A 26,171-nucleotide genomic window follows, 5' to 3' on the forward strand; every position below is an offset into this window, starting at 1 on the left:
ACACCGGTGAGCCTCGTTCGCACGATGGTCCAACCGCGCTGGATCGCCATGCTCCTGCTCGCCCTGCTCGTGTCGGGAGCCTTCGCCTGGCTCGGGCAGTGGCAGCTCGAACGAGCCGTCGTCTCCTCGGAGGCCGCCGAGACGCCCACCGAGAACGTCGTGGGCCTCGCCTCTGTGGCGACCCCGGGCAAACCACTCCGCGACAGTGTCGTCGGACAGCTCGTAGAGATCGACGGCAGCTGGGTGCCCGGCGACTTCCTGGTCATCAGTGAACGGGTGAACCTCGGTACGACCGGGTATTGGGTGGCCGGGCACCTCGCCACAGGCTCGGCGCCGTCCGACCCCGCCGTCGCTGTCGCCGTCGGATGGGCAGCCGAACGGGAGACCGCTGAGAACGCGGCCGCCGCGCTCAACGCCGGCACCGACGCATCCGTCGTCACCGTCTCCGGACGCCTCAACGCCTCACAGGCCCCTGAGGTGCCGGACGGGGACGACCCCTTCGAACAGACGACGATGAGCGTCGCCGCCCTCGTGAACATCTGGCCCGGCATGGAGGAGCGCCCGATCTACAACGGGTACATCGTCTCCGCGGATGCCCCTGACGGCCTGGTGGCGATCGACGCCCCCGCCGTCGAGCAAGAGACGACGGTCAACTGGCTCAACATCTTCTACGCCATCGAATGGGTCGTCTTCGCCGGCTTCGCCATCTTCCTCTGGTACCGGCTCGTGAAGGATTCCTGGGAGCGCGCGCAGGAGGAAGCCGACGCGCTCGGCGCCGGAAACGGGCCGGTAGAATAGGACCATGCCCCTGCAACCTCGAGAGAGTGATCTGCCGCGCATCCCCGGTGCGTTGGCGTTCTACAAGATCTCCTCCATCGTCACTGGAACCCTGCTGCTGCTGCTCTGCGCCGAAATGCTGATGAAGTACGCGTTCGGACTCGAACTCGAACTCGGCGGCGCGTACGGCTTCCTCGCGTTCGTCCCGACGGACAGCGTGCAGGCCGTGAACCTGTCCCTCGGCATCCTCATGGTGCACGGATGGGGCTATGTGATCTACCTCTTCGCAGACTTCCGCATCTGGAGTCTCATGCGCTGGCCGTTCACACGGTTCCTTCTCATCGCGCTCGGCGGCATCATCCCGTTCCTGTCCTTCTTCCTCGAAGTCCGCGTGGCCCGTGAGGTGACGGCGTACCTCGCCGCCCGCACAGCCGCAGCAGACGCCACCCCCGACCCAGTGGAGGCATCCCATTAGCGAGCAGGCAACCAGCCAGCGCCCCGTCCTCGTCGTCGATTTCGGCGCCCAGTACGCCCAACTGATCGCACGGCGCGTGCGCGAGGCCGGTGTCTACTCCGAGATCGTCCCCCATTCGATCAGCGCCGCAGAGGTGGCTGAGAAGAATCCGGTGGGGATCGTTCTCTCCGGCGGTCCGTCAAGCGTGTACGAGGACGGCGCCCCTGCTCTCGACTCCGCCATCTTCGACCTCGAGGTGCCGACACTCGGCATCTGCTACGGCTTCCAGGTGATGGCTCGCGCCCTCGGCGGCGAAGTCGCCAACACCGGTCTCCGTGAGTACGGCTCGACGGATGCCGCCCTGTCCGTCGACGGGGGAGTGCTGCTCTCCGACCAGCCCACCGACCAGACGGTCTGGATGAGCCACGGCGACTCCGTCGCCAAGGCACCTGAGGGCTTCACCGTCCTCGCCTCGACGGCATCCACCCCGGTCGCCGCGTTCGGCAACGACGCCCGCCGGCTCTACGGTGTGCAGTGGCACCCCGAGGTGAAGCACTCCTCGTACGGCCAGGCCGTAATCGAGAACTTCCTCCACCGTGCCGCCGGGATCCCCGCCGACTGGAACTCCGGCAACGTCATCGCCGAGCAGGTGGAACGGATCCGCACCCAGATCGGCACCGGCAAGGTCATCTGCGGCCTCTCCGGAGGCGTCGACTCCGCCGTCGCGGCAGCCCTCGTGCACGAAGCGGTCGGCGACCAGCTGGTCTGCGTCTTCGTTGACCACGGTCTGCTCCGCCAGGACGAGCGCCGCCAGGTCGAAGAGGACTACGTCGCCGCCACCGGAGTTCGTCTCATCACCATCGACGCCCGCGAACAGTTCCTCAATGCCCTCGCCGGTGTCAGCGACCCGGAGCAGAAACGCAAGATCATCGGGCGGGAGTTCATCCGCACGTTCGAGAAGGCCCAGGCCGATCTCATCGCCGAGTCGCTCGAGGATGACGGAGACCCCATCGCCTTCCTCGTGCAGGGAACGCTGTACCCGGACGTCGTCGAATCCGGCGGCGGTTCAGGCACCGCGAACATCAAGAGCCACCACAATGTCGGCGGGCTCCCTGACGACCTGACCTTCGAACTCGTCGAACCGCTCCGCACCCTGTTCAAGGATGAGGTCCGCGCCATCGGCCGCGAACTCGGCCTTCCCGAGGTCATCGTCGGCCGCCAGCCATTCCCCGGCCCAGGCCTCGGCATCCGCATCGTCGGAGAAGTCACCGCCGAACGGCTCGACCTGCTGCGCAAGGCGGATGCCATCGCCCGTTTCGAACTGTCGGCCGCAGGCCTCGACAACGAGATCTGGCAATGCCCCGTCGTTCTCCTCGCCGACGTCCGCTCCGTCGGGGTCCAGGGCGACGGGCGCACGTACGGTCACCCGATCGTGCTCCGCCCCGTCAGCTCAGAGGATGCCATGACGGCGGACTGGACCCGGCTTCCCTACGACGTGCTCGCCAAGATCTCCAACCGCATCACCAACGAAGTCGACGGCGTCAACCGCGTCGTGCTCGACGTCACGTCGAAGCCGCCGGGGACGATTGAGTGGGAGTAGGGGTGGCGGCGGAAAGCCGATCATTTTCTCCTCAGCTCAAACAATGAGGATTCCAGGACCGGCTCGCTGAGCCGGTCCTGGTTCAGTTAATGAGCGGGTCCAGCCGTTGATGAGCCGGTCCTGGAATCCTCATAACTCGACACCCCGAAAACGATCGGCTTTCCGCCCGCGGCTGGAGTGGGTGCCAGGCAGGACAAGGGATCGTGCTTCTGCCGAGCGTGCGCAGTCCTACTACGCGGGGGTGTAGGTGTCCGCTCGCACCATGATCACCCCGGCCAGGATGCCGAGGCCACCGAGCAGCTGCAGCGGGCCAGGCAGCTCTGCCAGCAGCAGCCAGGACGCCAGGACCGCGAAGACGACCTCCGAGAGGCCGACGAACGACGCGATGCGGGTGCCGAGGCGCGACGTCGCGATGATCCCGGTGACATACGCCGCGACCGTCGATACCACCACGAGAACGACGAGGGGGACCAGCCAGGACATCTCGATGCCGAACATCCCCACATCCGCCGTCGCGAACGCCAGCGGGAGCAGCCCGATGACACCGCAGAGTGCGACGACGACGGTGCCGACGAGGAGGCCTCCGCCCGCGAGGACGAGGGGAGGCAGGTCGTCGCCCACCTTCGTGCCGAGCACGAAGTACGTCGCGAGCGACACCGCCGCGAGGAGGGCCCACGCAACGCCGAGCGGATGCACGGTCTGTTCGCCCGTGAGATCGAGTACCAGCACCATCCCGACGACGGCGACAACAGTGCCGCCGATGGTCAGGATGCCTGGGCGACGACGCGTCTTGGCCCAGACGAGGAGCACCAGGAGAACAGGCGCGAGGTACTCGATGAGCAGGGCGACGCCGACAGACATGTACGAGACGGCGTTGAAGAAACCGACCTGCGCGCCGGCGATCGCCACGAGTCCGTACAGTCCGACGATGCGGCCGTTCTGCTTCAGCGTGCCCCACCGTCCACGCATCAGGATGAGCGTCGGAACGAGGAGCACCACAGCGGCACCGGCGATCCGGACGAGGACCGCGGCCCCTGGGGACCAGCCGGACTCCATCAGCGATTTGGCGAACGGCCCGCTCAGGGCGAACATCAGCGCGGAGGCCAGGGCGATGAGGATCCCGGATGCCTGCCCTCGCGTCGCGGGCGCGACGGCATCCATTTGCGTGGTCTGTGTTGTCATGGGAGCTCCGCCCGCGGCCTCTCGAGGAAGCCGGATGTCGCGATGTCAGGAGTAAGATGGGGTTATGCTCATGACACTAGACCCGAAGCGCGTCAGGAGTCAACATGCTCTTTGCACATGACACGGAAGTGTCCCTGGCGACGACAGCAGCGCTCATCAACACGGTGCCAGGCGCGTCGCACAGCGGCGACGACGAGCTGTCGGCGCCCGAGCAACTGACGGAGTTCCTCGACCGGTTCGAGTTCACCGGGTCGCGCACGGGCGACGCCACCGAGCTGGAACAGATGCGTGCGCTCCGACCGCGGTTGCGCGAGTTGTGGACGCGGGATGACGACGGGGTCGTCGACCTCGTCAACGAGCTGCTGCGCGAAGCCGACGCTCTGCCGCAGCTCGTCAGGCATGACAACTGGGACTGGCACCTGCACGCGACTCCCGCGTCAGCACCTGTGTCCCAGAGAGCACAGGTGGAGGCGGCGATGGCCGTGGTCGACCTCATCCGCGCCGGCGAACTCTCCCGTCTGCACGAGTGTGCCGCAGACGACTGCGACGCTGTCGTCGTCGACCTCTCACGCAATCGGTCGCGCCGCTATTGCGACGTCGGTAACTGCGGCAACAGGGCTCACGTGGCGGCGTACCGGTCGCGGCAACGCTCGGCCCAGTCGTAGCCCTGGCCTCAGCCCTCGACGACGATCCCAAGCTGGGCGGCGAAGAGCGGTGCCAGCTCGGCGAGCTGCCTGTCATTCACTGTCGCCCCTGCGAGCCCCTCGAGTCCGTGGACGACCCGGAAATCGAGGCCGCGCAGGTCGACGTGTGCGAGCGTGGCGCGGGTGACGTCGAGTGTCTTCACCGTCGTCCCGGGAAAAGCGACGCGGGTGGCGGTGACGCCGCCGAGATCGAGTTCGTCGATCGTGCAGTCCTCGAAGACCACATCGGTGAGGCGTGCGCCTCGCAGGTTGATATACCCGAGCTTGCATCCACGGATCCGCACAGCGTTCCAATCGGCGTCGAAGAGTTCGGCAGATCCCACCCTCGAGCGTTCGAGGACGGTGTCACGCCAGGTCGACCGTGAGGCGCGCAGCACCGGGGCATGGATCGCGGTGAACACGGTCTCGATGAACCGGGCACCGCGCAGGTTCGCGTCATCGAGGTCGGTGTCGGAGACCGCGCATTCCCTGAGGGTGACGCCGGAGAGGTCCGTGCCGCTGAGGTCCGCATCGGCGAACCGTTCGCCTTCGCGGTCGTCGTCCGGTTCGAGGGATGCCGCGTCGCCCTCGGTCAGCGCGACCGTACGGAGGGTGTCGATTCGGGGTGGGTGCGTTCGGGGTTTCACGGTGGTCCTCGGTGTCGGGCGGGCAGAAGAAAACCCCCGCCGCACCGGGAAGCCGGGCGGCGGGGGTTCGATGCGTGATCGTCTAGTCGCGCGCGATGGCGAGCATGCGGAGGATCTCGAGGTACAGCCAGATGACCGTGACCATGATGCCGAACGCACCGGACCAGCCGTACTTACGAGGTGCCTTGTTCTGCACGCCGCGCTGGATGAAGTCGAAGTCCAGCACGAGCGAGTATGCACCGAGGACGACGCAGAGCAAACCCAGGATGATGCCGAGCGGGATGCCCGCGATGTTAGCCGACGAGCTCAGACCGAAGGGCTCCTGAACCACACCGAACATCTGGAGTCCGACGTTGATGAGCGAGAAGACGAGGTAGCCGACCATCGCGATCAGGAAGATCTTCGTGGCCTTCTTCGACGCGCGGATCTTGCCGCTCGCGAACAGGGCCAGGGTGACGCCGACGACGGTCAGCGTCGCGAGGACCGCCTGGATGACGATGCCGGACCACTGTGCGTCGAAGACGCCCGAGATTCCACCGACGAAGACGCCCTGGAAACCTGCGTAAGCGAGGACCAGGGGAGCGGACGGCTCCTTCTTGAAGATGTTGACCATCGCGAGGATGAAACCGATGATCGCGGCGCCGAATGTGACGGCAGGCATCGTCTGGCCGACGGTCCAGCCGATCGCTGCGCCCACGAGCAGCACGGCGAAGGCGATCGCGCTCTTCTTCACGGTGTCTTCGACGGTCATCCGGTCAGCCTGCTGGATGCCCGCTGCCGGACGGTTGTACATGTCCTGCAGTTCGGTCGCGCTGGCCGTCTTCACGGCGACTGCCGCCGCGTTCGGCTGCGTGAATGCCGGGTTGTTGAACGCCGGGTTGTTCATTGCCATGTCTGTGTCGTTCCTTCTCAGTCGTGACGGCTGGAATGTGATCGGTCCGCTGAGCGGAACCTGCGTCCAATCTAGCGGTCTTTGCTGTGAAACACCGAGGATTCAGCGTCCATTCCCGGCCCGTTCCCTGCATCCGGATTCCCGCGAACTAGGCTCGGATCATGACACCGTCCCGGCCGGCCAGACCCCTCATCATCGGTCATCGCGGCGCGCCCGGGTACCGCCCCGAGCACACCAGGTCGTCGTACGAACTCGCCTTCGCCCTCGGTGCGGACGCCGTCGAGCCCGACATCGTCGCGACGAAGGACGGCGTTCTCGTGCTTCGCCACGAGAACGAGATCTCTGGCACCACCGACGTCGCCATCCGGCCCGAGTTCTCCGCCCTCCGGACGACGAAGAACGTCGACGGGCGCGAGCTCACCGGCTGGTTCACCGAGGACTTCACCTGGCAGGAGCTGTCGACTCTGCGTTCGAAGGAACGGATCCCCGACCTGCGACGTTCGAGCGCGAGTTTCGACGGGACCTCTGGCGTCCTCCGGCTGCGTGACCTGATCGACATCATCGATGCGGCTTCGGAGCAGAGCGGTCGCCGGCTGGGCATGGTCGCCGAGATCAAGCACGCGACGTACTTCGAGCAGGCGGGCCTTCCGCTCGACGCGCTGTTGGCATCCGAACTGGCCGGAACGCGTTTCGCCGACGGGGCGGGGCTGTTCGTCGAAGCATTCGAGCAGACCGTCCTGGCGAAGCTCGCCGCTCGCGGGCTTCCCGCGAGCTACGTCTACCTGATCGAGAAGAAGGGCCGGCCGTTCGACCAGGTGGCCGCGCTCGGTAAATCGGCTCCGCGGTACGCGGACACGCTCACCGACGCAGGGCTGGACGCGCTCACCGCAGGGAAGGACGGATTCCGGGTCGACGGGATCAGCGTCGACAAATCCCTGCTGTTCGCGGCTGACGGAGGGACCAACGATCTCGTCGCCCGTGCCCACCGGCGCGGTCTGGCCGTCTACACCTGGACCCTGCGGCCGGAGAACGCCTTTCTCTCGAAATCGTTCCGTGGCATCGGGCAGCCCGCGGAGTACGGCGACTGGCAGGGCGAGTTCGGGCAGATCCTCGCCTCGGGCGTCGACGGCGTCTTCTGCGACCACCCCGATCTCGGTGTCGCGGCCAGGGACGCGTTCACCGGCTGAGAATGTCAGACTCCCGGCCTAAACTGGGAGAGATATGGCGAGCACTCCTACCCCAGACACCCACTCCGCGACACCGGTCATCATGGACGGCCGGCACTCAGCCGCCATCCCCGGGAACGACGGGGGCTCCCAACCCGGCGGCAGTCGTTTGCTCGACGGCCTCAACCCCCAGCAGCGCCAGGCGGTCGAATACCGCGGCCAGGCGCTCCTGATCGTTGCAGGCGCCGGGTCGGGCAAGACGAGCGTGCTCACCAGGCGCATCGCGAGCCTGCTCGAGAACCGTGAGGCGTGGCCGAGCCAGATCCTCGCCATCACGTTCACAAACAAGGCGGCGGCCGAGATGCGTGACCGGGTCCGTGCCCTCGTCGGCCAAGCGGCAGAGGGAATGTGGATCTCCACCTTCCACTCCGCGTGCGTGCGCATCCTCCGCCGTGAAGCCGAGAACTTCGGTTTCACGAAGAACTTCACCATCTACGACTCTTCAGACTCTCGCGTGCTGATCAAGCGCATCATCAAGGAGCAGGGGGCAGACGTCCTCGGGTTCACCCCTTCCAATGTCTCCGCGAAGATCTCCAAGCTGAAGAACGAACTTGCCGACGTCGACAGCTACGCCAGGAACGCCAACACGGAAGACCCGAACGAAGCAGCTTTCGTGCAGATCTTTCGGGCATACACTCGCGCACTCACAGCGGCCAACGCGTTCGACTTCGACGACCTCATCGGCCAGACCGTGTATCTGTTCCGTGCGTTCCCGCAGGTCGCCGCCGCGTACCGCACGCGGTTCACCCACGTGCTCGTCGATGAGTACCAGGACACGAACCATGCACAGTACGCGCTCATCCGTGAGCTGACGCGTCCGCCGACCGTCGACGACGACGCGCTCATCGCGACGGGGAACGGTGCGTCGCTCACGGTCGTCGGCGACTCCGACCAGTCGATCTACGCGTTCCGTGGCGCCGACATCCGCAACATCGTCGAATTCGAGCGTGACTTCCCCGGCGCGAAAGTGATTCTGCTCGAACAGAACTACCGCTCCACCCAGAACATCCTCACCGCGGCAAACTCCGTCATCGCGAACAACTTCGATCGCAAGGACAAGAAGCTCTGGACGGCAGTGGGGGACGGCGAGAAGATCGTCGGTTACACCGGTTACTCCGGGCACGACGAGGCTCAGTTCGTCGCGGACGAGATCGAGAAACTGCACTCGGCCGGCATGGCATACAGCGACGTCGCCGTGTTCTACCGGACCAACTCGCAGACACGTGCGCTCGAAGAGATTTTCATCCGGTCGGCGCTGCCGTACCGGATCATGGGCGGAACGAAGTTCTACGAACGAGCAGAGGTGAAGGATGCCATGGCGTACCTCGTCTCCGTGGCGAACCCCGCAGACATGCTCGCCCTCCGTCGCATCCTCAACACGCCGAAGAGGGGGATCGGCCCCGCCACCGAGACCGCACTCTTCAGCTTCGCGGAAGACAACGGACTGAGTTTCCGCGAGGCGATGCGAGAGGCGACCGCGCTCGGGCTCGGGCCGAAGGTGACGAACGCCATCCTCTCGCTCTCCGCGCTGCTCGATGAGGGCGAGAAGCTCGTCGCAGAAGGAAAGGTCGCCGAGGTCCTCAGCCTCCTCGTCACGAAGAGTGGCCTCATCGAGGCGCTTCGCGCCTCACGCGATCCCCAGGACGAAGCACGTGCCGAGAACATCGAAGAGCTCGTCGCCGTCGCGAAGGACTTCGAACGCAACAACCCCGACGGCGAACTCGTCGACTTCCTCACCGAGGTGTCCCTCGTCGCGGCAACCGACGATCTCGACGACGCCAGCGGCACTGTTTCGCTGATGACCCTGCACACGGCGAAGGGCCTCGAGTACGACGCCGTGTTCCTCACCGGCATCGAGGAAGACCTGCTGCCGCACCGGATGTCCGCCTCCGAACCCGGTGGCCCTGCCGAGGAACGCCGCCTGTTCTACGTCGGCATCACCCGCGCCCGCAAACGTCTTTACCTCTCACTCGCGATGACGCGAGCGCAATACGGCGAGACCGCGGTCGCGATGCCGAGCCGGTATCTCCAGGAGATCCCCGCCGAACTCATCGAGTGGCGTCAGTCGCCTGGCATGGCGAACTCGCGCGGGGGCACCCAGCCCAGGGCGCTCAACGCGAACAGAGGAAGATGGTCGGGCGGCGAACTCGGAAACAAGCCGCTCACCGAGAAACGCGACTGGCCCAACCGGATCACCAACCAGGTCCGCGACAACGGCAACCTCGAACTGGCCTCAGGCGACCGCATCCGACACACCGACTTCGGCGAGGGGCGAGTGCAGACCGTGACAGGCGAAGGGGCGAAGCGCATCGCGCACGTCGCATTCGACGGCGCCGGGTTCAAGAAACTCCTCATCAAGATCGCCCCGATCGAGAAGATCTGATGCTCCGCACCATGTTCACCGGCAAGATCCACCGGGCGACGGTCACCCACGCCGACCTGCACTACGTCGGCTCCGTCACCGTCGACCTCGACCTGCTCGACGCCGCAGACATCCTGCCGGGGGAACTCGTCTCCATCGTCGACGTCACGAACGGCAGCCGGCTGGAGACCTACACGATCGCGGGGGAGCGGGGAAGCGGAGTGATCGGGATCAATGGTGCGGCCGCCCACCTCGTCGACATCGGGGACACCGTCATCCTCATCTCGTACGGGCAGATGACGACGGAGGAGGCGCTGGCGTTCGTCCCGAACGTCGTCCACGTCGATTCTGCCAATCGCATCGTCGCGCTCGGGACGGACCCGGCGGAGGCAGTGGTCGGCGGCGTGGAATCCCCACCGCACTCCATGTCGCTCCAGGCGTAACTCCGAGAACGGGGCGGGATGCCATCCACCCACGCAGCGAAGATGCTCTCCGACGCCGGGTCGCTGCCTTGGAGTCTGCTCGGAATCTTCCCTCGGAGCGCGTGGGCGATATATCGTTGAGTATCGCTCAGCCCAGACCGGGTGACGGCGCGGAGGAGGTCATCATGAGTAATTCGAACATGGGCGATTGGTTCGGCGGCGGCGCCGGTGGCACCCGCGGTCCAGGGCAGGGCTGGCCGATGACGGGTCTGTGGGAAGCGATGGAGCAGCTCCGGGGGCAGTTCGAACACAAGGTCGGCGGCACCAGGATGGGCCGCGGCGACGTACGCACTGCGGTGCTCGCCCTTCTGGCCGAGAAGCCGATGCACGGTTACCAGATCATCCAGCAGATCGAGGAACGAAGCGGCGGAAGCTGGAAGCCGAGTCCAGGATCGGTGTATCCGACGCTCCAGCTGCTCGCCGACGAAGGTCTGATCAAGGCTGAGGAGTCGAACGGCCGCAAGACATACTCGCTCACAGAGGAAGGGCGCGAGGTCGCGGATGCCGCAGCCGGGAAGGCCGCACCGTGGGAGGGTTCAGGCACGAGTGACAGCGGTCGCTCGAGCGCGCTGCCGAAGGCCGGCATCGACCTCGCCCAGGCCGTCGCGCAGGTCGGGCGCTCAGGCAGCCCTGAGCAGGTGAAGGAGGCCGTCGCCGTCCTCGAGGACGCGCGCCGTAAGCTCTTCTCCATTCTCGCTCAGGACTAGCCGCGTACCCGCCGCACGTCGGCGTCAAGGAGATTCGATGACCGACGCCGGTAGGCTGCGTGCCCGGTACCGCAGGATCACGCGGTTCGCCGCGCGCTACCTCGTCCAGACGTGGTGGTTCGAGTTGTTCCTGCCCCGGATCGGTCTCGGCGGACTCGCCGCGCGGGGCAGGGCGGCGCGACTGCAGCGCATCGCACAGCGCTTCCACGCACTCGCCGTCGAACTCGGTGGACTCATGATCAAGGTCGGACAGTTCATGTCGTCGCGCCTCGACGTGCTGCCGCCCGAGATCACGAAGGAACTCGAGGGGCTGCAGGATGAGGTCCCGCCCGTGCCGTTCGACGCCATCCGGGCTCTCGCCGAGGCAGAGCTCGGCGTCCCGCTCGAACGTGCGTACTCGTTCGTCGACCCGGTGCCTCTGGCGGCGGCATCCCTTGGCCAGGCGCACCGGGCGACGCTGGCGGATGCCGATGCCCAGGACACCGGACTGCGCGATGTCGTGGTCAAGATCCAGAGGCCGGGCATCGACCTGATCGTCGACGTCGACCTGCGGGCGCTCCGCCGTGTCGGGGCCTGGCTGAGCCGCATCCGGCTCGTCTCCGATCGCGTCGACGCCCCGTCCCTCGTCGAAGAGTTCGCAACTACGAGCCGCGAGGAGATCGACTACCTGCACGAAGCGGCGAACGCCGAGCGGTTCGCGGAGGTCTTCGCGGGCGACTCGCGGGTCAGCGTTCCCGAGATCGTCTGGGAGCGCACGACCAGGCGCGTGCTGACGCTGCAGGATGTCACTGCGATCAAGATCAACGACCTCGACGGTCTGAGGGCTGCGGGAATCGACCCCTCCGAGGTCGCGATCGACTTCGCATCCGTCATGTTCGACCAGCTCTTCACGGACGGGTTCTTCCACGCGGACCCGCACCCGGGCAACATCTTCGTGACACCTCACCCCGGAACCGGCGACAGTGAGCCCGACATGCGCGCGTGGCATTTCACCTTCATCGATTTCGGGATGATGGGCGAGGTGCCCCCAGGACTCCGGAAGGGCCTGCGCAGGGTGCTCATCGCTGCGGCGTCGCGTGACGGAAAGGGCATGGTAGACGGCATCCGCGACGTCGGCGTTCTGCTGCCGTCCGCGGACACCGCCGAGCTCGAACGGGCGATGACCACGCTGTTCGCTCGATTCGGCGGCATGGGCTTCGCCGAGCTCGCTGAGGTGGATCCGCGCGAGTTCCGGGCGTTCGCGATCGAGTTCGGCGACGTCGTGCGCTCGCTCCCGTTCCAGTTCCCCGAGAACTTCCTGCTCGTCATCCGTGCGATGTCCCTGGTGTCTGGAATGTGCAGCTCGCTCAACCCCGCGTTCAACATCTGGGATGCCGTCGAACCGTACGCCGGTCAGCTGATCCGCCAGGAAAGCGGAAACGTCGTCCAGTCGTTCGCGCAGCAGGCCGTTTCTGTCGCCGGCACGGTCGCCCGGCTCCCGCAGCGACTCGACGAGCTCACCACGCGAATCGACGAGGGCCGGTTCTCGGTACAGAATCCCCGACTCGAGCGGCGCATCGGCAGCCTCGAACGCACGACTCGACGGGTGATCTCCGCGATCCTGTTCGCCACGCTCTTCCTCGGCGGTATCATTCTGCGTGCCGACGACGCCGTCTTCGGCACGGTGCTGATGGCGATCTCCGTCCTGCCACTGCTGCACGCCCTGTTCGCAGGGTGGGTCAGCCGCCGCGTGCCGTGAACATCGCCGCCGCCAACGGGTCAGCTCATTCGATGTGACCGGCCGGTTCCCGGCGTGGCCGCTTCGCGGGTGGCAGGATGACAGCGGGTGCATGACGATCTGGAGACGGACATGAATTCTTCGAAGCGGGAACCCGGCAGCCTGCTGCGTCCGACCGAAGGCGCCGACGCACACCGGGTCACCTACGTCGAGCTCTTCTTCGACCTCGTCTTCGTCTTCGCGGTCACGCAGATTTCGCATTCCCTGATCGACCACCCCGATCTCGTCACCCTTCTCCAGACCCTGATTCTCATCGCTGCGGTCTGGCGGGTGTGGGTCGATACGACGTGGGTGACCAACTGGCTCAACCCGGAGAATCCCCGCGTGCGCGGCATGCTTTTCGTGCTCATGCTGCTGGGCGTGCTGATGTCGAGTGCCATTCCGGACGCGTTCGGTGAGCACGCCATCCTGTTCGCGGCCAGCCTGGTCACGCTTCAGCTTGGCCGGAGCGTCTTCGCGGCGATCGCCTTCCGAAGGTCACGTCCGGAGAACGCCAGAAACTTCGTGCGCATCGCGATCTGGAATGTCGGCACCGGCCTGCTGTGGCTGGGTGGAGCCTTCATGTCGGAAGAGACGCGGCTGTGGATCTGGGCTGTAGCCATTGTCATTGCGATGATCGGTCCCCGGGTACGCTTCCATGTTCCGGGTCTCGGACGCTCCGACGCCGAGACGTGGAACGTCTCGGGTGAGCACTTCGCCGAACGGGTAAGCCTGTTCCTCATCATCGTGCTCGGAGAGTCGATTCTCGTCACCGGCCGGTCCTTCGCCGAAAGCACGCTCAGCCCGCTGGACATGCTCTCGTTCCTGGCCGCCTTCACGAGCACCGTGCTGATGTGGTTGCTTTACTTCAACCACAGCCAGGAGGGTGGACGCGACTTCATCAGCGAGGCCGAGAAACCAGGACTTGTCGCGCAGGTGGCGTACACCTACATTCCGCTACTACTCGTGGTCGGCATTCTGCTGACCGCGGTGGCCGACGAGATGGTTCTTGCCCATCCCCTGGGTGGCGCGGGCGGGGATGCAGTCGAACGGTGGACGGCCGGTCTCATCTGCGGCTCGAGCACGGTCTACCTGATCGGCAACTTCCTGTTCAAGCGTGCCGTCGGCCTGCCGTGGCAGTTCTCCCACCTCGTCGGCGCGGGCGCGCTGGCTCTGCTCTTTTTCACCTTCTCCACCGTTTCCCCACTGACGCTCAGCTGGATCGCGAACCTGATCCTCGCGGCCGTTGTCGCCGCCGACCACGTCAGCCACCGGCGCCGGACGCGCAATCAGCCGCCCGTGGAGGCGCGGAACCGCCCCAGGTAGAACCGCACAGGCAGGTGACGGATGCCTCGGGGGAGCTTCGGCCAGACGAAACGGGCGACACGGATCATCCGGTCGAACCGTTTGCGCTGCTTCGGAGTCCAGACGAAGCCGTACGGGCGGCGGAGGCGGGGAGGCAGCAGCCCGGCCGTCGCCAGGCGAACGACAGGAAGAAGGGCGCGCACCCACACCGGTGCCGAGCGAGCCGTCAGGAGTTGCCAGCACACGGCCCGTGCCGCAGGTGTCACCTGGAGTTCCTCGACGTGGTCGTCGAACCAGGCGCGGAACGAAGCACGGTCCTCCGGCCAGAGCTCCGTAGGCATCTGCAATGCCGATCCGATGATCGAATACTCCGCATACAGTTCGTCGGCCGCCGCATCGTCGAGCGGGCCATAGATGAGCTCATGCACCCGCGTGGCCGTGTCGTAGAGCGTCGCTGCGACCCAGAGTTGCAGGTGAGGGTCGAATGCGGAGTATGGCGGGGCATCCGCTGACCCATCCCCGCTCACCGGCGCGTGGGCCCGATTGACACGCCGCGCCACCAGGTCCTTCTCGGCGTCGGTGCCGTACACCTGGGTGTAGACGAAGGTCAGTGTGGCGTGGAGCCTGTCGAGGGGTCGAGACGAGAAATCACTGTGCGCAGCGACGCCTGCGCCGACCGCCGGCTCAGCGATCTGCAGCAGAATCGCCCGCCCGCCACCCGCGATGAGGACGGCGTCGCCGGCCATATCGCGGAGAGTGCTCACCCGGGCAACTGTAGTCCAGCGGATTCTGCGGCGTGCTCACGCTCTTCCGCAACGAAGTAGAGTGGAACCGGCCAAAATTCTCTCGGCATCGAGATACCCTCACGCCGGGACCGCCACCCAACGCGAACATCAGCAATGCACTCAGCGGAACGGAAACCCACGTGGATCTTTACGAATACCAGGCACGAGACCTGTTCGAAAAATACGAGGTCCCGGTGCTGCCGGGTATCGTCGCGGAAACGCCGGAGGAGGTGCGCGCGGCAGCTGAGAAGCTCGGCGGCGTCGTCGTCGTCAAGGCCCAGGTGAAGGTCGGAGGCCGCGGCAAGGCCGGCGGCGTCAAGGTCGCCAAGACCCCCGACGAGGCATACGAGGCAGCGAAGGCCATCCTCGGCCTCGACATCAAGGGCCACGTCGTCAAGCGCGTCATGGTCGCAGGCGGCGCACGCATCGCTCAGGAGTTCTACTTCTCCGTCCTGCTCGACCGGGCCAACCGGTCCTACCTGTCGCTCACAAGCGTCGAGGGCGGTATGGAGATCGAGGTTCTCGCAGTCGAGAAGCCTGAAGCTCTCGCGCGGATCGAGGTCAACCCGCTCGACGGCATCGACGCCGCCAAGGCGCGTGAGATCGCTGTCGCCGCGAACTTCCCGGCAGAACTCGTCGACAAGGTCGCCGACGTCTTCGTCAAGCTGTACAACGTCTACAAGAGCGAAGACGCGACTCTCGTCGAGGTCAACCCGCTCGTTCTCACCGAGGAAGGCGACATCGTCGCCCTCGACGGCAAGGTCTCGCTCGACGAGAACGCCGGATTCCGCCACGCATCGCACGCGAAGCTGGAGGACAAGGACGCCGCAGACCCGCTCGAGGCCAAGGCCAAGCAGGCCGACCTCAACTACGTCAAGCTCGACGGTGAAGTCGGCGTCATCGGCAACGGCGCAGGACTCGTCATGTCGACGCTCGATGTCGTCGCGTACGCCGGTGAGAACCACGGCGGCGTGAAGCCGGCCAACTTCCTCGACATCGGAGGCGGAGCATCCGCTGAGGTCATGGCAGCCGGCCTCGACGTCATTCTCGGTGACCCGCAGGTGAAGAGCGTCTTCGTCAATGTCTTCGGAGGCATCACCGCCTGCGACGCGGTCGCGAAGGGCATCGTCGGCGCACTCGCCGAGCTCGGCTCAGCCGCGAACAAGCCCCTCGTCGTCCGCCTCGACGGCAACAACGTCGAAGAAGGCCGACGCATCCTCAACGAGGCCAACCACCCGCTGGTCACCCTCGCCGCAACCATGGACGAAGGCGCCGACAAGGCCGCCGAGCTGGCTTCGAAGTAAAAGGACGAACGAAACAATGTCAATTTTTCTCAACAAGGATTCCAAGGTCATCGTCCAGGGCATCACCGGCGGTGAGGGCACCAAGCACACGGCGCTGATGCTCAAGGCCGGCACCAACGTCGTCGGCGGAGTGAACGCACGCAAGGCCGGCACCACCGTGTTGCACGGTGACGTCGAACTGCCCGTCTTCGGTACCGTCGCTGAGGCCATCGAGAAGACCGGCGCAGACGTGTCGATCGCGTTCGTCCCCCCTGCGTTCACCAAGGACGCCGTCATCGAGGCCATCGACGCCGAGATCCCGCTGCTCGTCATCATCACCGAGGGTGTCCCTGTCGGTGACTCGGCCGAGTTCTGGGCGTACGCACAGAAGAAGGGCAACACGACCAGGATCATCGGTCCGAACTGCCCAGGCATCATCACGCCAGGTGAGGCCCTCGTCGGCATCACCCCGGCCAACATCACGGGCAAGGGTCCGATCGGCCTCGTCTCGAAGTCAGGCACCCTGACCTACCAGATGATGTACGAACTGCGCGAGATCGGCTTCTCAACAGCCATCGGCATCGGTGGAGACCCCATCATCGGAACGACGCACATCGACGCGCTCGCCGCGTTCGAAGCCGACCCCGAGACGAAGGCCATCGTGATGATCGGTGAGATCGGCGGAGACGCAGAGGAGCGCGCAGCCGACTACATCAAGGCTCACGTCACGAAGCCCGTCGTCGGTTACGTCGCCGGCTTCACGGCACCCGAGGGCAAGACCATGGGCCACGCCGGCGCCATCGTCTCTGGCTCTGCGGGAACCGCCGCGGCCAAGCAGGAGGCCCTCGAGGCCGCGGGAGTCAAGGTCGGCAAGACGCCGAGCGAGGCAGCCCGGCTCATGCGGGAGATCATCGCCGGACTGTAGGTCAGGCAACACAGAAGGGCGGCAGGAAACTGCCGCCCTTCGTCGTGTTCCGGCCGGGCACCGCCGGCATGCCAGCTAAACTTCGAGTCGAATGAACCGTACAACGCTCGCCATGCTCGCCGCGCTCGAGGCCCTCATCACTGTGGCCATCGGCATCGGCATCTCACTTGTCCCGCTCACCCTGCTCTGGGCCGTCGAATACGGGTTCTCCGTCGACTGGTTCGTGTTCTGGCGGGGCGCCGTCGACATCTGGCTCCTCGGGAACGGCGTCGACATCCGGGTCGTGCTTCCCTCGGCCGTCGTGGCCGGTACAGGCCTCCCTGCGGCTGCTGAGCCGTTCTTCCTGACGATCGCGCCGCTCGCCCTGACGGCGTTCACCGTCGTCATGGGTGCGCGTGCGGGCGTCAGGTCCGTCGCGACGCGCTACTGGCAGAGCGCCGTCCTCGCCGGGCTGGTCACCGTCGTCCTCCTCGGCGGACTCGCCGCCTTCAGTGCCCTCGACGAGGTCTTGCGGCCGTCGATCGTCCAGTCGCTCCTGTTGCCTGGTCTGGTCTATGGCGTCGGCCTGACGATCGGGGTGATCAGAGGGTGGCACCGGATGCCGGCGGGCCAGGGCGGGCGAATCGGACGTCTCGTGTCGCGCATCCGGGAACGCCTCGACGAGCGCTTCGACCGGTTCGATCGTGCCGTGTTCTCCGCTGCCGTCCGCGGCGGGTTCGCCGCCGTCACCGGAATCATCGCGGTGTCCGCCGTGCTTCTCGGTCTGCTCCTCCTCGTCAACTTCGGACTCGTGACCAGCCTCTACCAGGGTGCCCAGCTCGGCGTCGCCGGCGGTGCAGCCACGACTCTCGCGCAGATCGCCTTCGTGCCCAACCTCGTCGTGTGGACCGCATCGTGGCTGGTCGGCCCGGGCTTCGCGCTCGGGGCCGGGAGTGCGATCTCCCCCGTGAACACGATCGTCGGACCCGTGCCTGGGCTCCCCATCCTCGGCGCAGTGCCCAGCGGCGACTTCGCCTTCGGGTTCCTCGGACTCCTCGTCCCCGTGCTCATCGGGTTCTTTGCGGCCACGCTCGTCAGGCCCCGGCTGGTCAGCGCTCTAAGCGGGCGTCCGCTGGTCGGGAGGCTGCTCCTCGCGGCTGTCGGGATCGGAGTTGTGGCCGGAGTCCTGCTCGGCCTGCTGGCCTGGATCTCCGGAGGCGCGATCGGGCCTGGCCGCCTGGTGCAGGTCGGTCCCAACCCCTGGCTGGTGGCAGCTTTCGCCGCAGCCGAGGTGACGATCGCCGCCGCGATCGGCATGGCATCCGGTTCGACTCACACGTCACACGCTGAACCGGTGCCGTCGATGCGAGCCTCCGACCGCGTGCGCTGAGGCGTCCCTCGGACATCTGGCCGTCCGATCGCGCGGTCACCGGTAGAATTGCCGCGTGCTGAATATCGTCGTGCTGATCTCGGGCACGGGGTCCAACCTCCGTGCGCTCCTCGAAGCCTCTGCCGACGCCGAGTATCCGGCCAGGGTCGTCGCCGTCGGCGCGGACCGCGCAGCGACGGGCCTCGCACACGCAGAGGAGTTCGGCATCCCCTCATTCGTCGTCCCATACAGCTCGTACGAGTCGAGGGACGCGTGGGGCGCCGCTCTCCTCGAGCAGATCGCGGTCTGGAGCCCCGACCTCGTCGTCCTCAGCGGGCTCATGCGACTGCTCCCGCCGAACGTCGTCGGCGCCCTCGCACCCAACCTCATCAACACCCACCCGGCCTACCTCCCCGAGTTCCCTGGCGCCCACGGGGTCCGCGACGCCATCCGCGCCGGCGTCGAGCAGACCGGGGCATCGATCATCGTCGTCGACGACGGAGTCGACCAGGGCCCGATCATCGTTCAGGAACGCGTCCCGGTCCTCCCGGGAGACACCGAGCACGAACTGCACGAACGCATCAAACCCGTCGAACGCCGGCTGCTCGTGCAGACCGTCCTCGACATCGCCAACGGCCTCGACCTCAGCGCGCTGTCGACCCGACGCCTTCCCGCCTCAATCAAGGAGTAACACCATGGCAGGCCCCAGCCACGACAAGAGCCTCTACCGGGAACGCGACCTCGTCCCGATCAGGCGTGCACTGATCTCGGTCAGCGACAAGACCGGCCTTCTCGACCTCGCCAGGGCGCTTGCCGGCGCCGGCGTGGAGATCGTCTCCACCGGCTCGACCGCGCAGACGATCCGCAACGCAGGCTTCGACGTCGTCGACGTGGCAAACGTGACAGGATTCCCCGAATCGCTCGACGGGCGCGTCAAGACGCTGCACCCGTCCGTCCACGCCGGGCTCCTCGCCGACCTCAGGCTCGCGTCGCACGAGCAGCAGCTCGATGACCTCGGCGTCGAGCCGTTCCAGCTCGTCGTCGTCAACCTGTACCCGTTCGTTGAGACCGTCGCCAGCGGCGCCGAGAACGACGACGTGGTCGAGCAGATCGACATCGGCGGCCCCGCGATGGTGCGAGCCGCCGCGAAGAACCACCCGAACGTCGCCATCGTCGTGTCACCGGCGAGCTACGGGGAGGTCATCGACGCCCTGAACTCCGGCGGAACCACACTCACACAGCGCCGCGACCTGGCAGCGCGTGCCTTCTCCCACACCGCCGCGTACGACACAGCAGTCGCCGGCTGGTTCACCGACACCGCCGAGGGCTTCGGTGCGTCCCTGACGATCCAGGCCGAACTGGCCCACGTGCTCCGGTACGGCGAGAACTCGCACCAGGAAGCAGCGCTCTACCTGCGTTCGGGTGGGCAGGGCATCGCCCAGGCGACGCAGCTCAACGGTAAGGAGATGAGTTACAACAACTTCGTCGACGCCGACGCCGCCGTGCGGGCCGCTTACGACTTCTCCGAGCCGGCTGTCGCGATCATCAAACACGCCAACCCGTGCGGCATCGCGGTCGCCGCCCCGAAGGCCCCAGACGCCATCGCTTCGGCGCACAGCCGTGCCCACGCGTGTGACCCCGTCTCGGCCTTCGGCGGAGTGATCGCAGCCAACCGGATGGTCACCCTCAAGATGGCTGAGACCATCAGGGAGATCTTCACCGAGGTCCTCGTCGCCCCCGGCTTCGATGAGGACGCACTCGATGTCCTCCGCACCAAGAAGAACCTGCGCCTGCTTCAGCTGCCGGAGGGTTTCACCCCCGAACCTCTCGAGGCCAAGCAGGTCTCCGGCGGCATCCTGGTGCAGCAGGCGGACCGATTCCCGCGTGAGGCCGTCAGCTCCACCTGGACGCTCGCAGCCGGTGAACCGGCAGACGCCGAGACGCTCGCCGACCTCTCCTTCGCCTGGAAGGCCTGCCGTTCGGTCAAGTCGAACGCCATCCTGCTCGCCAGCCACGGGGCATCCGTGGGAGTCGGGATGGGTCAGGTCAACCGGGTCGACTCCTGCCAGCTCGCGGTCACCCGCGCAGGCGACCGCGCAGCCGGATCCGTTGCGGCATCCGACGCGTTCTTCCCGTTCGCCGACGGGCTGCAGGTGCTCCTCGACGCCGGCGTCCGTGCGGTCGTGCAGCCGGGCGGCTCCGTACGCGACCCCGAGGTCATCGCTGCCGCGCAGGCGGCCGGCGTGACCATGTACTTCACCGGGGAACGCCACTTCTTCCACTGAGTCGCCGATGAGCGGGCTCTGAAACCGCTCCACGTCACGCAGGGGGAGTCGCACGCGCACGATGCGGCTCCCGCTGGGAGATAGGCTCTGCAGCATGACTGTTTCGTGGGGCCGCCGGCTCGTTTCCTCAATCCTGGCCGCTCTGACCGTCGCGGTCGTCACCCACGCGGCGAGCGTCTTCCTCTTCTACGTCGCGCAGCAGTACCAGGCGGCGGTGATCGGCCAGGTCAGCGACTTCTACTTCCTGTCGAGCGTCTTCACCGTGCTCCTGCTGTTCGTCTTCGCCCTCATCGGCGGCCTGGTCCGCTGGTACACGGCTCTCGCGGCCGGACTGTTCACCGGGATCGTCGCCTGCCTGATCGGCTCAGGGATCACGATCATGGCCGCGGGTTCAGCCCTCGATGCCGCGTTGATCAGCAACCTGTGGGGCTCGTTCCTCACCATCAACGGCGTCTACGTCATCGTCGTCACCATACTTGCCGCGACCATCGGTCGCTCCGTGTACAACCGTTCGCTCGCCTTCCGCACGGCGCCGCACGCCACTGACCGCCGCATCGCGCTGGTCAGGATGCCTGCTGGCAACCTCGCAGACGGCCAGCTCACCCACCTGGAACGCGCCGAGGTCGACACCGAACTCGCTGACACGCAGTGGGACGGCTATGTCGCGGCACTCGTCGAGAACGGCTGGGCGACCAGCGAGGTCGCGTTCGCCGACACGCTGGCCGACTCCGTCTTCGTCGAAGACACCCTCGTCCTGCTCGGCGACACCGCCGTCGTGGCCCGCGCGGGGACGGACGGCCGCCGCGAAGAGGCCGAGGCCGCTGAAGACGCCGCTCGGGACCTGGGACTGCGCATCGAACGGATCATGAGCCCCGGCACCCTCGAGGGTGGCGACGTGCTGAAGGTCGGATCGACCGTGTACGTCGGCCGGTCCAGCCGGACCAACGCCGACGGCATCCGCCAGCTCCGCGCCATCGCCGCACCCCTCGGCTACACCGTCGTCGTCGTTCCGGTGACGAAGGCACTGCACCTCAAGAGCAGCGTGACCGCCCTCCCGGACGGCACGATCCTCGGCCACCCCGACCTCGTCGACGACCCGGCCTTCTTCCCGCACTTCCTGGCCGTCCCCGAGCGCGAGGGCGTCGCCGTCGTCGTGCTGGCCGACGACACCGTGCTGCTCTCCGCCGCCGCACCCGCGACCGCAGCTCTGCTCGAGGATCGCGGCTACACCGTCGTTTCCGTCGACATCAGCGAATTCGAGAAGCTCGAGGGTTGCGTCACCTGCCTCTCCGTCCGGGTGCGCTGAGCCGGAAAAAAGTTCTTGCCCAACCGGCTGGCTTGGGCATAGGGTGAAAGGCTGTCGCGGTTCCGGTCCTGCCGGTTCGCGGGGCAGTGGAGTGACGCAAAACCGGTTGAGGAGGACTGTCATGACGTACAACATCACATCGCCGACATCAAGGTCGACGGTTTCCCACGTCTCAGTCCGTGGTGCGCTCGGCGCACGCCGACCGGCCCTTCCGGGTTCATAACCCGGTCGCACAGCGCTTCGGCGCGACCTGCGCTTGATTCCGGTTCTGCCGGAATCCTCCCTCTCCGTTCGACGTTCACCCTTGGTGACGCATCCCTTTTCCCGGGAATTTACCGCGCTGCCCGCCGTGGCCGCGCAGGAAGATCAGTTCACACATGTCTCGTCATCCCGACGACAAGAAGTCCCACAAGTCCGAGCTGTCGACGGCGGCTGCGCTCTGGCGCATACTCCCGTACGCCCGCAAGGCCCTGCCGCGCATCTCCCTGGGCATGGCGGCCGCTCTCGCCGCCGGCCTGGTCGCCCTGTGCATTCCGCTGATCCTCGAGGCACTCGTCGACGGCCCGCTGTCGACCGGTGACACGTCGCAGATCTGGTGGGCGGTGCTCGCCGTGCTCGGGCTCGGCGTGATCGAAGCCGTGATGATCGCGCTCAGGCGCTGGTTCGTCCTCAAGCCGGGCACGTACGTCGAGGCCGAGATGCGCAACGCCCTGTATGCGCGGCTGCAGGATCTTCCGGTGTCATTCCACGACCGCTGGCAGTCCGGCCAGCTCCTGTCGCGGGCGGTCAGTGACCTCAACCTCATCCGGCGCTGGCTGTCATTCGGCCTCGTCCTCCTCGTCGTGAACACCGTCACGATCGTGATCGGCGCCGTCGTGCTGTTCTACTGGCACTGGCTGCTCGGCACGATCTTCCTGACCCTGGCCGTTCCGATCTGGATCTACGGCTTCGTGTTCGAGAAGAAGTACTCGATCATCGCCAGGCGCAGCCAGGACCAGGCAGGTGACCTCGCGACCGCCGTCGAGGAGTCCGTCCACGGCATCCGCGTGCTCAAGGCGTTCGGCCGGGGAAAGTACGCCCTGCGCAACTTCGAGTCGCAGGCGGAGAGCCTGCGAGGAACCGAGATCGAGAAGGCCAAGGCGATCGCGGGCATCTGGTTGTGGCTCCTGCTTCTGCCGGACGTAGCATTCGCGCTGTGCCTTCTCACCGGTGTGTGGCTCGCGTCGGCCGGTGAGATCAGCGTCGGCCAGCTGTTCGCGTTCTTCGCGACAGCCACGGTGCTCCGGTTCCCGATCGAGTCGATCGGCTTCCTGCTCTCCATGACCTTCGACACGCGCACGGCGACAGACCGGTTCTTCGAGGTGCTCGACACCCGGAACACGATCACCGACCCTGAGCACCCGAAGACCATCGCGGATGTGCGTGGCCGACTCCGCTTCGAGAACACCCACTTCCGCTACCAGGATTCGCCCGAACGATTCCCCGACCTGCTGAACGGTGTCACCCTGACACTCGAGCCGGGGGAGACCATGGCGCTCGTGGGGCTGACCGGATCGGGGAAGACGACGCTGACGGCATTGACCACGCGGCTGTACGACGTGACAGGCGGTGCTGTGACCCTCGACGGCGTCGACATCCGAGACCTGTCAAGGGAAGACCTGCGCAGGCACATCGCGATGGCGTTCGAGGATGCGACGCTGTTCTCGGCATCCGTCCGCGACAACGTCCTGCTCGGTCGTGGCGACCTCGACCCGCGCAGCGCCGAAGGGGAAGCCGTCCTCGACGAGGCGCTCGACATCGCACAGGCCAACTTCGTGCGCGACCTGCCCGACGGGGTCGACACCATGGTCGGTGAGGAAGGACTGAGCCTGTCAGGCGGACAGCGCCAGCGCCTGGCCCTCGCCCGAGCCGTCGCTGCCAAGCCGGCAGTCCTCGTGCTCGACGACCCGCTGTCGGCGCTCGACGTCGACACCGAGGCGCTCGTCGAAGCGGCCCTGCGGCGCGTGCTCGCGTCGACCACCGCTCTCATCGTCGCGCACAGGCCGTCGACGGTGATGCTCGCCGACCGCGTCGCACTGCTCGAGAACGGGAAGGTGACGGCCGTCGGCAGGCACAGCGAGCTCCTCGCCACGAGTGAGCACTACAAGTTCGTGATCTCCAGCCTCGAGGACGAGGAGAAGCGCGAAGCAGCAGATCAGATCGACAAGAGGCTCGACGAGTCCAGTGTCGACGCCGACACCGTGGAGGCGGGCGCATGACCAACGTTTCAGTACAGGGCGTCGAGGGCGAAGAACGCGACGATTTCACCAAAGGTGAGAGCGCCCAGATCCGGGAGCGCTCGCTGCGCCTGCTCGGGTCGCTGCTGCGCCCTCTCCGGCTGCGCGTCGTACTCACCATGCTCGTGGTCGTCGTGTCGACGGCGGCGCAGGTCGCCGGGCCTGCCCTCATCGCGTTCGGCATCGACCGCGGCCTCCCCGCCGTGCTCGAGCAGGGTGACTGGATGCCGACGTTCCTCATCGTCGCCATCTACCTCGTCACCGGGATCGTGGGAGCGGGGCTCATCGCCTGGTACACGGTGCTCAGCGCGCGGATCAGCCAGGCCATCCTCATCGACCTGCGGAAGCGCGTCTTCCTGCAGACGCAGAAGCTGAGCCTCGAGTTCCACGAGAGCTACACGTCTGGGCGGATCATCTCGCGCCAGACGAGCGACCTCGACGCGATTCGTGAGCTGCTCGACTCGGGCATCAACCAGCTCGTGTCCGGGTTCCTCTACATGCTGTTCACGGGAATCGCGCTGTTCCTCCTCGACGGCACCAGCGGCCTCGTGCTGCTCGGCGCGCTCATCCCGTTGTACTTCCTGACCCGGTGGTTCCAGAAGCGGTCGCAGGTCCTGTTCCGCCAGTCGCGCGTCGCATCCGCACGGGTGATCGTGCAGTTCGTCGAGACGATGACAGGCATCCGTGCCGTGAAGGCGTTCCGCAAGGAGAAGCGCAACGAGAAGGAGTTCGGCGGTCTCGTCGAGGACTATCGCGACGTGAACGCCCGCGTCATCCAGCTGTTCGGCGTGTTCGACCCCGGGCTGGTGCTGATCGGGAACATCGCGGTCGCCACCGTCCTGCTGGTCGGTGCCTTCCGTGTCGTCGACGGTTCGCTCGCCATCGGTGCCCTGCTGGCCGTCGTGCTCTACACGAGGCGCTTCTTCGACCCGATGGAGGAGATGGCGATGTTCTACAACTCCTACCAGTCGGCAGCGGCCGCGCTGGAGAAGATCTCCGGCGTGCTCGAGGAGAAGCCGACGGTGCCGGACCCGGTCCAGCCCGTCGACCTGTGGACGGCGCACGGCCACGTACGTTTCGACGAGGTCACCTTCGCATACAAGGACGACACCGTCGTGCTGCCGAACTTCACCCTCGACATCCCCGCCGGGCAGACGATCGCGCTCGTCGGCTCGACCGGTGCCGGGAAATCGACACTCGCCAAGCTGATCTCGCGGTTCTACGACCCGACGGACGGCACGGTGACGCTCGACGACGTGGACCTGCGCGACCTCCATCCGAAGGACCTGCGCCGGGCCATCGTCATGGTGACGCAGGAGGCGTACCTGTTCTCAGGCTCGGTGGCGGACAACATCGCCATCGGCAAGCCGGATGCCACGGCTGACGAGATCACCGCGGCGGCGAAGGCCGTCGGAGCCGACGAGTTCATCCGTTCGCTTCCGAACGGCTACGAGACCGACGTCAACAAGCGCGGAGGGCGGGTGTCGGCAGGGCAGCGCCAGCTGATCTCCTTCGCGCGCGCGTTTCTGGCCGACCCGTCCGTGCTCATCCTCGATGAGGCGACGGCGTCACTCGACATCCCGAGTGAGCGTCTCGTGCAGGAGGCGCTGCAGACCCTGCTCGCCGACCGTACGGCCGTGATCATCGCCCACCGGCTGTCGACGGTCGCGATCGCCGACCGCGTGCTCGTGATGGAGCACGGCAGGATCGTCGAGGACGGGACACCCCGCGACCTCATCTCGGGTACCGGGCGGTTCGCCCAGCTGCATGCGGCGTGGCGGGACTCGCTCGTCTAGAGCGGGCCGACGCGGGTGTTCCGGCTTCGCGCGGGTGTGAAAACACCCGCGCGAAGCCGTTTGGCCCGCGCGGGCGTCGCACGCCGCGACGCAA

General features: G+C 66.5%; 22 protein-coding genes. 18 read left to right on the forward strand and 4 right to left on the reverse strand.

Annotated features, from left to right (window positions below; translation table 11 throughout):
* Positions 1 to 6 precede the first annotated feature (6 nt).
* From AC1M2K_RS16755 to guaA, 3 genes are read left to right on the forward strand one after another with little or no spacing between them, the layout of a single operon-like run.
* A complete protein-coding gene (locus tag AC1M2K_RS16755; protein WP_480241833.1) occupies positions 7 to 798 on the forward strand; it encodes an SURF1 family protein in 792 nt (263 codons plus the stop codon).
* A 4-nt stretch (positions 799 to 802) separates the two neighbouring features.
* Positions 803 to 1,252, forward strand: a complete 450-nt coding sequence (locus tag AC1M2K_RS16760) for a DUF3817 domain-containing protein (RefSeq protein WP_480241834.1) — start codon at positions 803 to 805, stop codon at positions 1,250 to 1,252.
* Positions 1,248 to 2,831, forward strand: coding sequence for a glutamine-hydrolyzing GMP synthase (guaA, locus tag AC1M2K_RS16765; RefSeq protein ID WP_480239336.1), 1,584 nt, complete (start codon positions 1,248 to 1,250; stop codon positions 2,829 to 2,831). The genes AC1M2K_RS16760 and guaA overlap by 5 nt, the downstream gene beginning before the upstream one ends.
* A 231-nt stretch (positions 2,832 to 3,062) precedes the next feature.
* On the opposite strand, the gene AC1M2K_RS16770 is transcribed toward guaA, so the two are convergent.
* Complete coding sequence (locus AC1M2K_RS16770) at positions 3,063 to 4,013, reverse strand: EamA family transporter (RefSeq protein ID WP_480241835.1); 951 nt, start codon at positions 4,011 to 4,013, stop codon at positions 3,063 to 3,065.
* A gap of 104 nt (positions 4,014 to 4,117) precedes the next feature.
* Between AC1M2K_RS16770 and AC1M2K_RS16775 the strand changes: the two genes are divergently transcribed.
* Positions 4,118 to 4,678: a CGNR zinc finger domain-containing protein gene (locus AC1M2K_RS16775; RefSeq protein WP_480241836.1), complete on the forward strand. Its 561-nt coding sequence runs from the start codon at positions 4,118 to 4,120 to the stop codon at positions 4,676 to 4,678.
* An 8-nt stretch (positions 4,679 to 4,686) separates the two neighbouring features.
* On the opposite strand, the gene AC1M2K_RS16780 is transcribed toward AC1M2K_RS16775, so the two are convergent.
* A complete protein-coding gene (locus AC1M2K_RS16780) occupies positions 4,687 to 5,343 on the reverse strand; it encodes a pentapeptide repeat-containing protein (RefSeq protein ID WP_480241837.1) in 657 nt (218 codons plus the stop codon).
* 82 nt (positions 5,344 to 5,425) lie between these two features.
* Complete coding sequence (locus AC1M2K_RS16785) at positions 5,426 to 6,235, reverse strand: Bax inhibitor-1/YccA family protein (protein WP_480241838.1); 810 nt, start codon at positions 6,233 to 6,235, stop codon at positions 5,426 to 5,428.
* Positions 6,236 to 6,396: 161 nt separating this feature from the next.
* Here AC1M2K_RS16785 and AC1M2K_RS16790 point away from each other — a divergent pair, with 161 nt between their 5' ends.
* The 6 genes from AC1M2K_RS16790 (at position 6,397) to AC1M2K_RS16815 (ending at position 14,094) form a co-directional block, all read left to right on the forward strand.
* Positions 6,397 to 7,422 carry a glycerophosphodiester phosphodiesterase family protein gene (locus AC1M2K_RS16790; protein ID WP_480241839.1) on the forward strand — a complete coding sequence of 342 codons (1,026 nt, stop codon included), beginning with the start codon at positions 6,397 to 6,399 and terminating at the stop codon, positions 7,420 to 7,422.
* 34 nt (positions 7,423 to 7,456) lie between these two features.
* Entirely contained in the window at positions 7,457 to 9,844 is a 2,388-nt protein-coding gene (locus AC1M2K_RS16795; protein ID WP_480241840.1) for an ATP-dependent helicase, read from the forward strand.
* Positions 9,844 to 10,266 carry an aspartate 1-decarboxylase gene (gene panD, locus AC1M2K_RS16800; protein ID WP_480241841.1) on the forward strand — a complete coding sequence of 141 codons (423 nt, stop codon included), beginning with the start codon at positions 9,844 to 9,846 and terminating at the stop codon, positions 10,264 to 10,266. The genes AC1M2K_RS16795 and panD overlap by 1 nt, the downstream gene beginning before the upstream one ends.
* Positions 10,267 to 10,430: 164 nt before the next feature.
* Positions 10,431 to 11,012, forward strand: coding sequence for a PadR family transcriptional regulator (locus AC1M2K_RS16805; RefSeq protein ID WP_480241842.1), 582 nt, complete (start codon positions 10,431 to 10,433; stop codon positions 11,010 to 11,012).
* Between the two features lie 37 nt (positions 11,013 to 11,049).
* Complete coding sequence (locus tag AC1M2K_RS16810) at positions 11,050 to 12,750, forward strand: ABC1 kinase family protein (RefSeq protein WP_480241843.1); 1,701 nt, start codon at positions 11,050 to 11,052, stop codon at positions 12,748 to 12,750.
* A gap of 111 nt (positions 12,751 to 12,861) precedes the next feature.
* Complete coding sequence (locus tag AC1M2K_RS16815) at positions 12,862 to 14,094, forward strand: low temperature requirement protein A (protein ID WP_480239298.1); 1,233 nt, start codon at positions 12,862 to 12,864, stop codon at positions 14,092 to 14,094.
* On the opposite strand, the gene AC1M2K_RS16820 is transcribed toward AC1M2K_RS16815, so the two are convergent.
* On the reverse strand, positions 14,058 to 14,837 hold the full coding sequence (locus AC1M2K_RS16820) for an oxygenase MpaB family protein (protein WP_480241844.1): 780 nt from the start codon (positions 14,835 to 14,837) through the stop codon (positions 14,058 to 14,060). The two genes, AC1M2K_RS16815 and AC1M2K_RS16820, sit on opposite strands and share 37 nt — an antisense overlap.
* A gap of 161 nt (positions 14,838 to 14,998) precedes the next feature.
* Between AC1M2K_RS16820 and sucC the strand changes: the two genes are divergently transcribed.
* The 8 genes from sucC to AC1M2K_RS16860 all read left to right on the forward strand — a co-directional run bounded on the left by sucC (position 14,999) and on the right by AC1M2K_RS16860 (position 26,077).
* Positions 14,999 to 16,162, forward strand: a complete 1,164-nt coding sequence (sucC, locus tag AC1M2K_RS16825) for an ADP-forming succinate--CoA ligase subunit beta (RefSeq protein ID WP_480239300.1) — start codon at positions 14,999 to 15,001, stop codon at positions 16,160 to 16,162.
* Between the two features lie 16 nt (positions 16,163 to 16,178).
* A complete protein-coding gene (gene sucD, locus AC1M2K_RS16830) occupies positions 16,179 to 17,066 on the forward strand; it encodes a succinate--CoA ligase subunit alpha (protein ID WP_480239301.1) in 888 nt (295 codons plus the stop codon).
* 91 nt (positions 17,067 to 17,157) lie between these two features.
* On the forward strand, positions 17,158 to 18,435 hold the full coding sequence (locus AC1M2K_RS16835) for a cell division protein PerM (protein ID WP_480241845.1): 1,278 nt from the start codon (positions 17,158 to 17,160) through the stop codon (positions 18,433 to 18,435).
* Positions 18,436 to 18,490: 55 nt separating this feature from the next.
* Positions 18,491 to 19,105: a phosphoribosylglycinamide formyltransferase gene (gene purN, locus AC1M2K_RS16840; RefSeq protein ID WP_480239303.1), complete on the forward strand. Its 615-nt coding sequence runs from the start codon at positions 18,491 to 18,493 to the stop codon at positions 19,103 to 19,105.
* A gap of 4 nt (positions 19,106 to 19,109) precedes the next feature.
* Positions 19,110 to 20,699: a bifunctional phosphoribosylaminoimidazolecarboxamide formyltransferase/IMP cyclohydrolase gene (purH, locus tag AC1M2K_RS16845; RefSeq protein WP_480239304.1), complete on the forward strand. Its 1,590-nt coding sequence runs from the start codon at positions 19,110 to 19,112 to the stop codon at positions 20,697 to 20,699.
* 94 nt (positions 20,700 to 20,793) lie between these two features.
* Positions 20,794 to 22,005, forward strand: a complete 1,212-nt coding sequence (ddaH, locus tag AC1M2K_RS16850; RefSeq protein WP_480241846.1) for a dimethylargininase — start codon at positions 20,794 to 20,796, stop codon at positions 22,003 to 22,005.
* A 377-nt stretch (positions 22,006 to 22,382) separates the two neighbouring features.
* Entirely contained in the window at positions 22,383 to 24,263 is a 1,881-nt protein-coding gene (locus AC1M2K_RS16855) for an ABC transporter ATP-binding protein (protein WP_480241847.1), read from the forward strand.
* The gene (locus AC1M2K_RS16860; RefSeq protein WP_480241848.1) at positions 24,260 to 26,077 is read left to right on the forward strand and encodes an ABC transporter ATP-binding protein; all 1,818 of its coding nucleotides are present in this window, start codon (positions 24,260 to 24,262) and stop codon (positions 26,075 to 26,077) included. The genes AC1M2K_RS16855 and AC1M2K_RS16860 overlap by 4 nt, the downstream gene beginning before the upstream one ends.
* Positions 26,078 to 26,171 lie beyond the last annotated feature (94 nt).

This window comes from Mycetocola sp. Y171 (assembly GCF_056713165.1).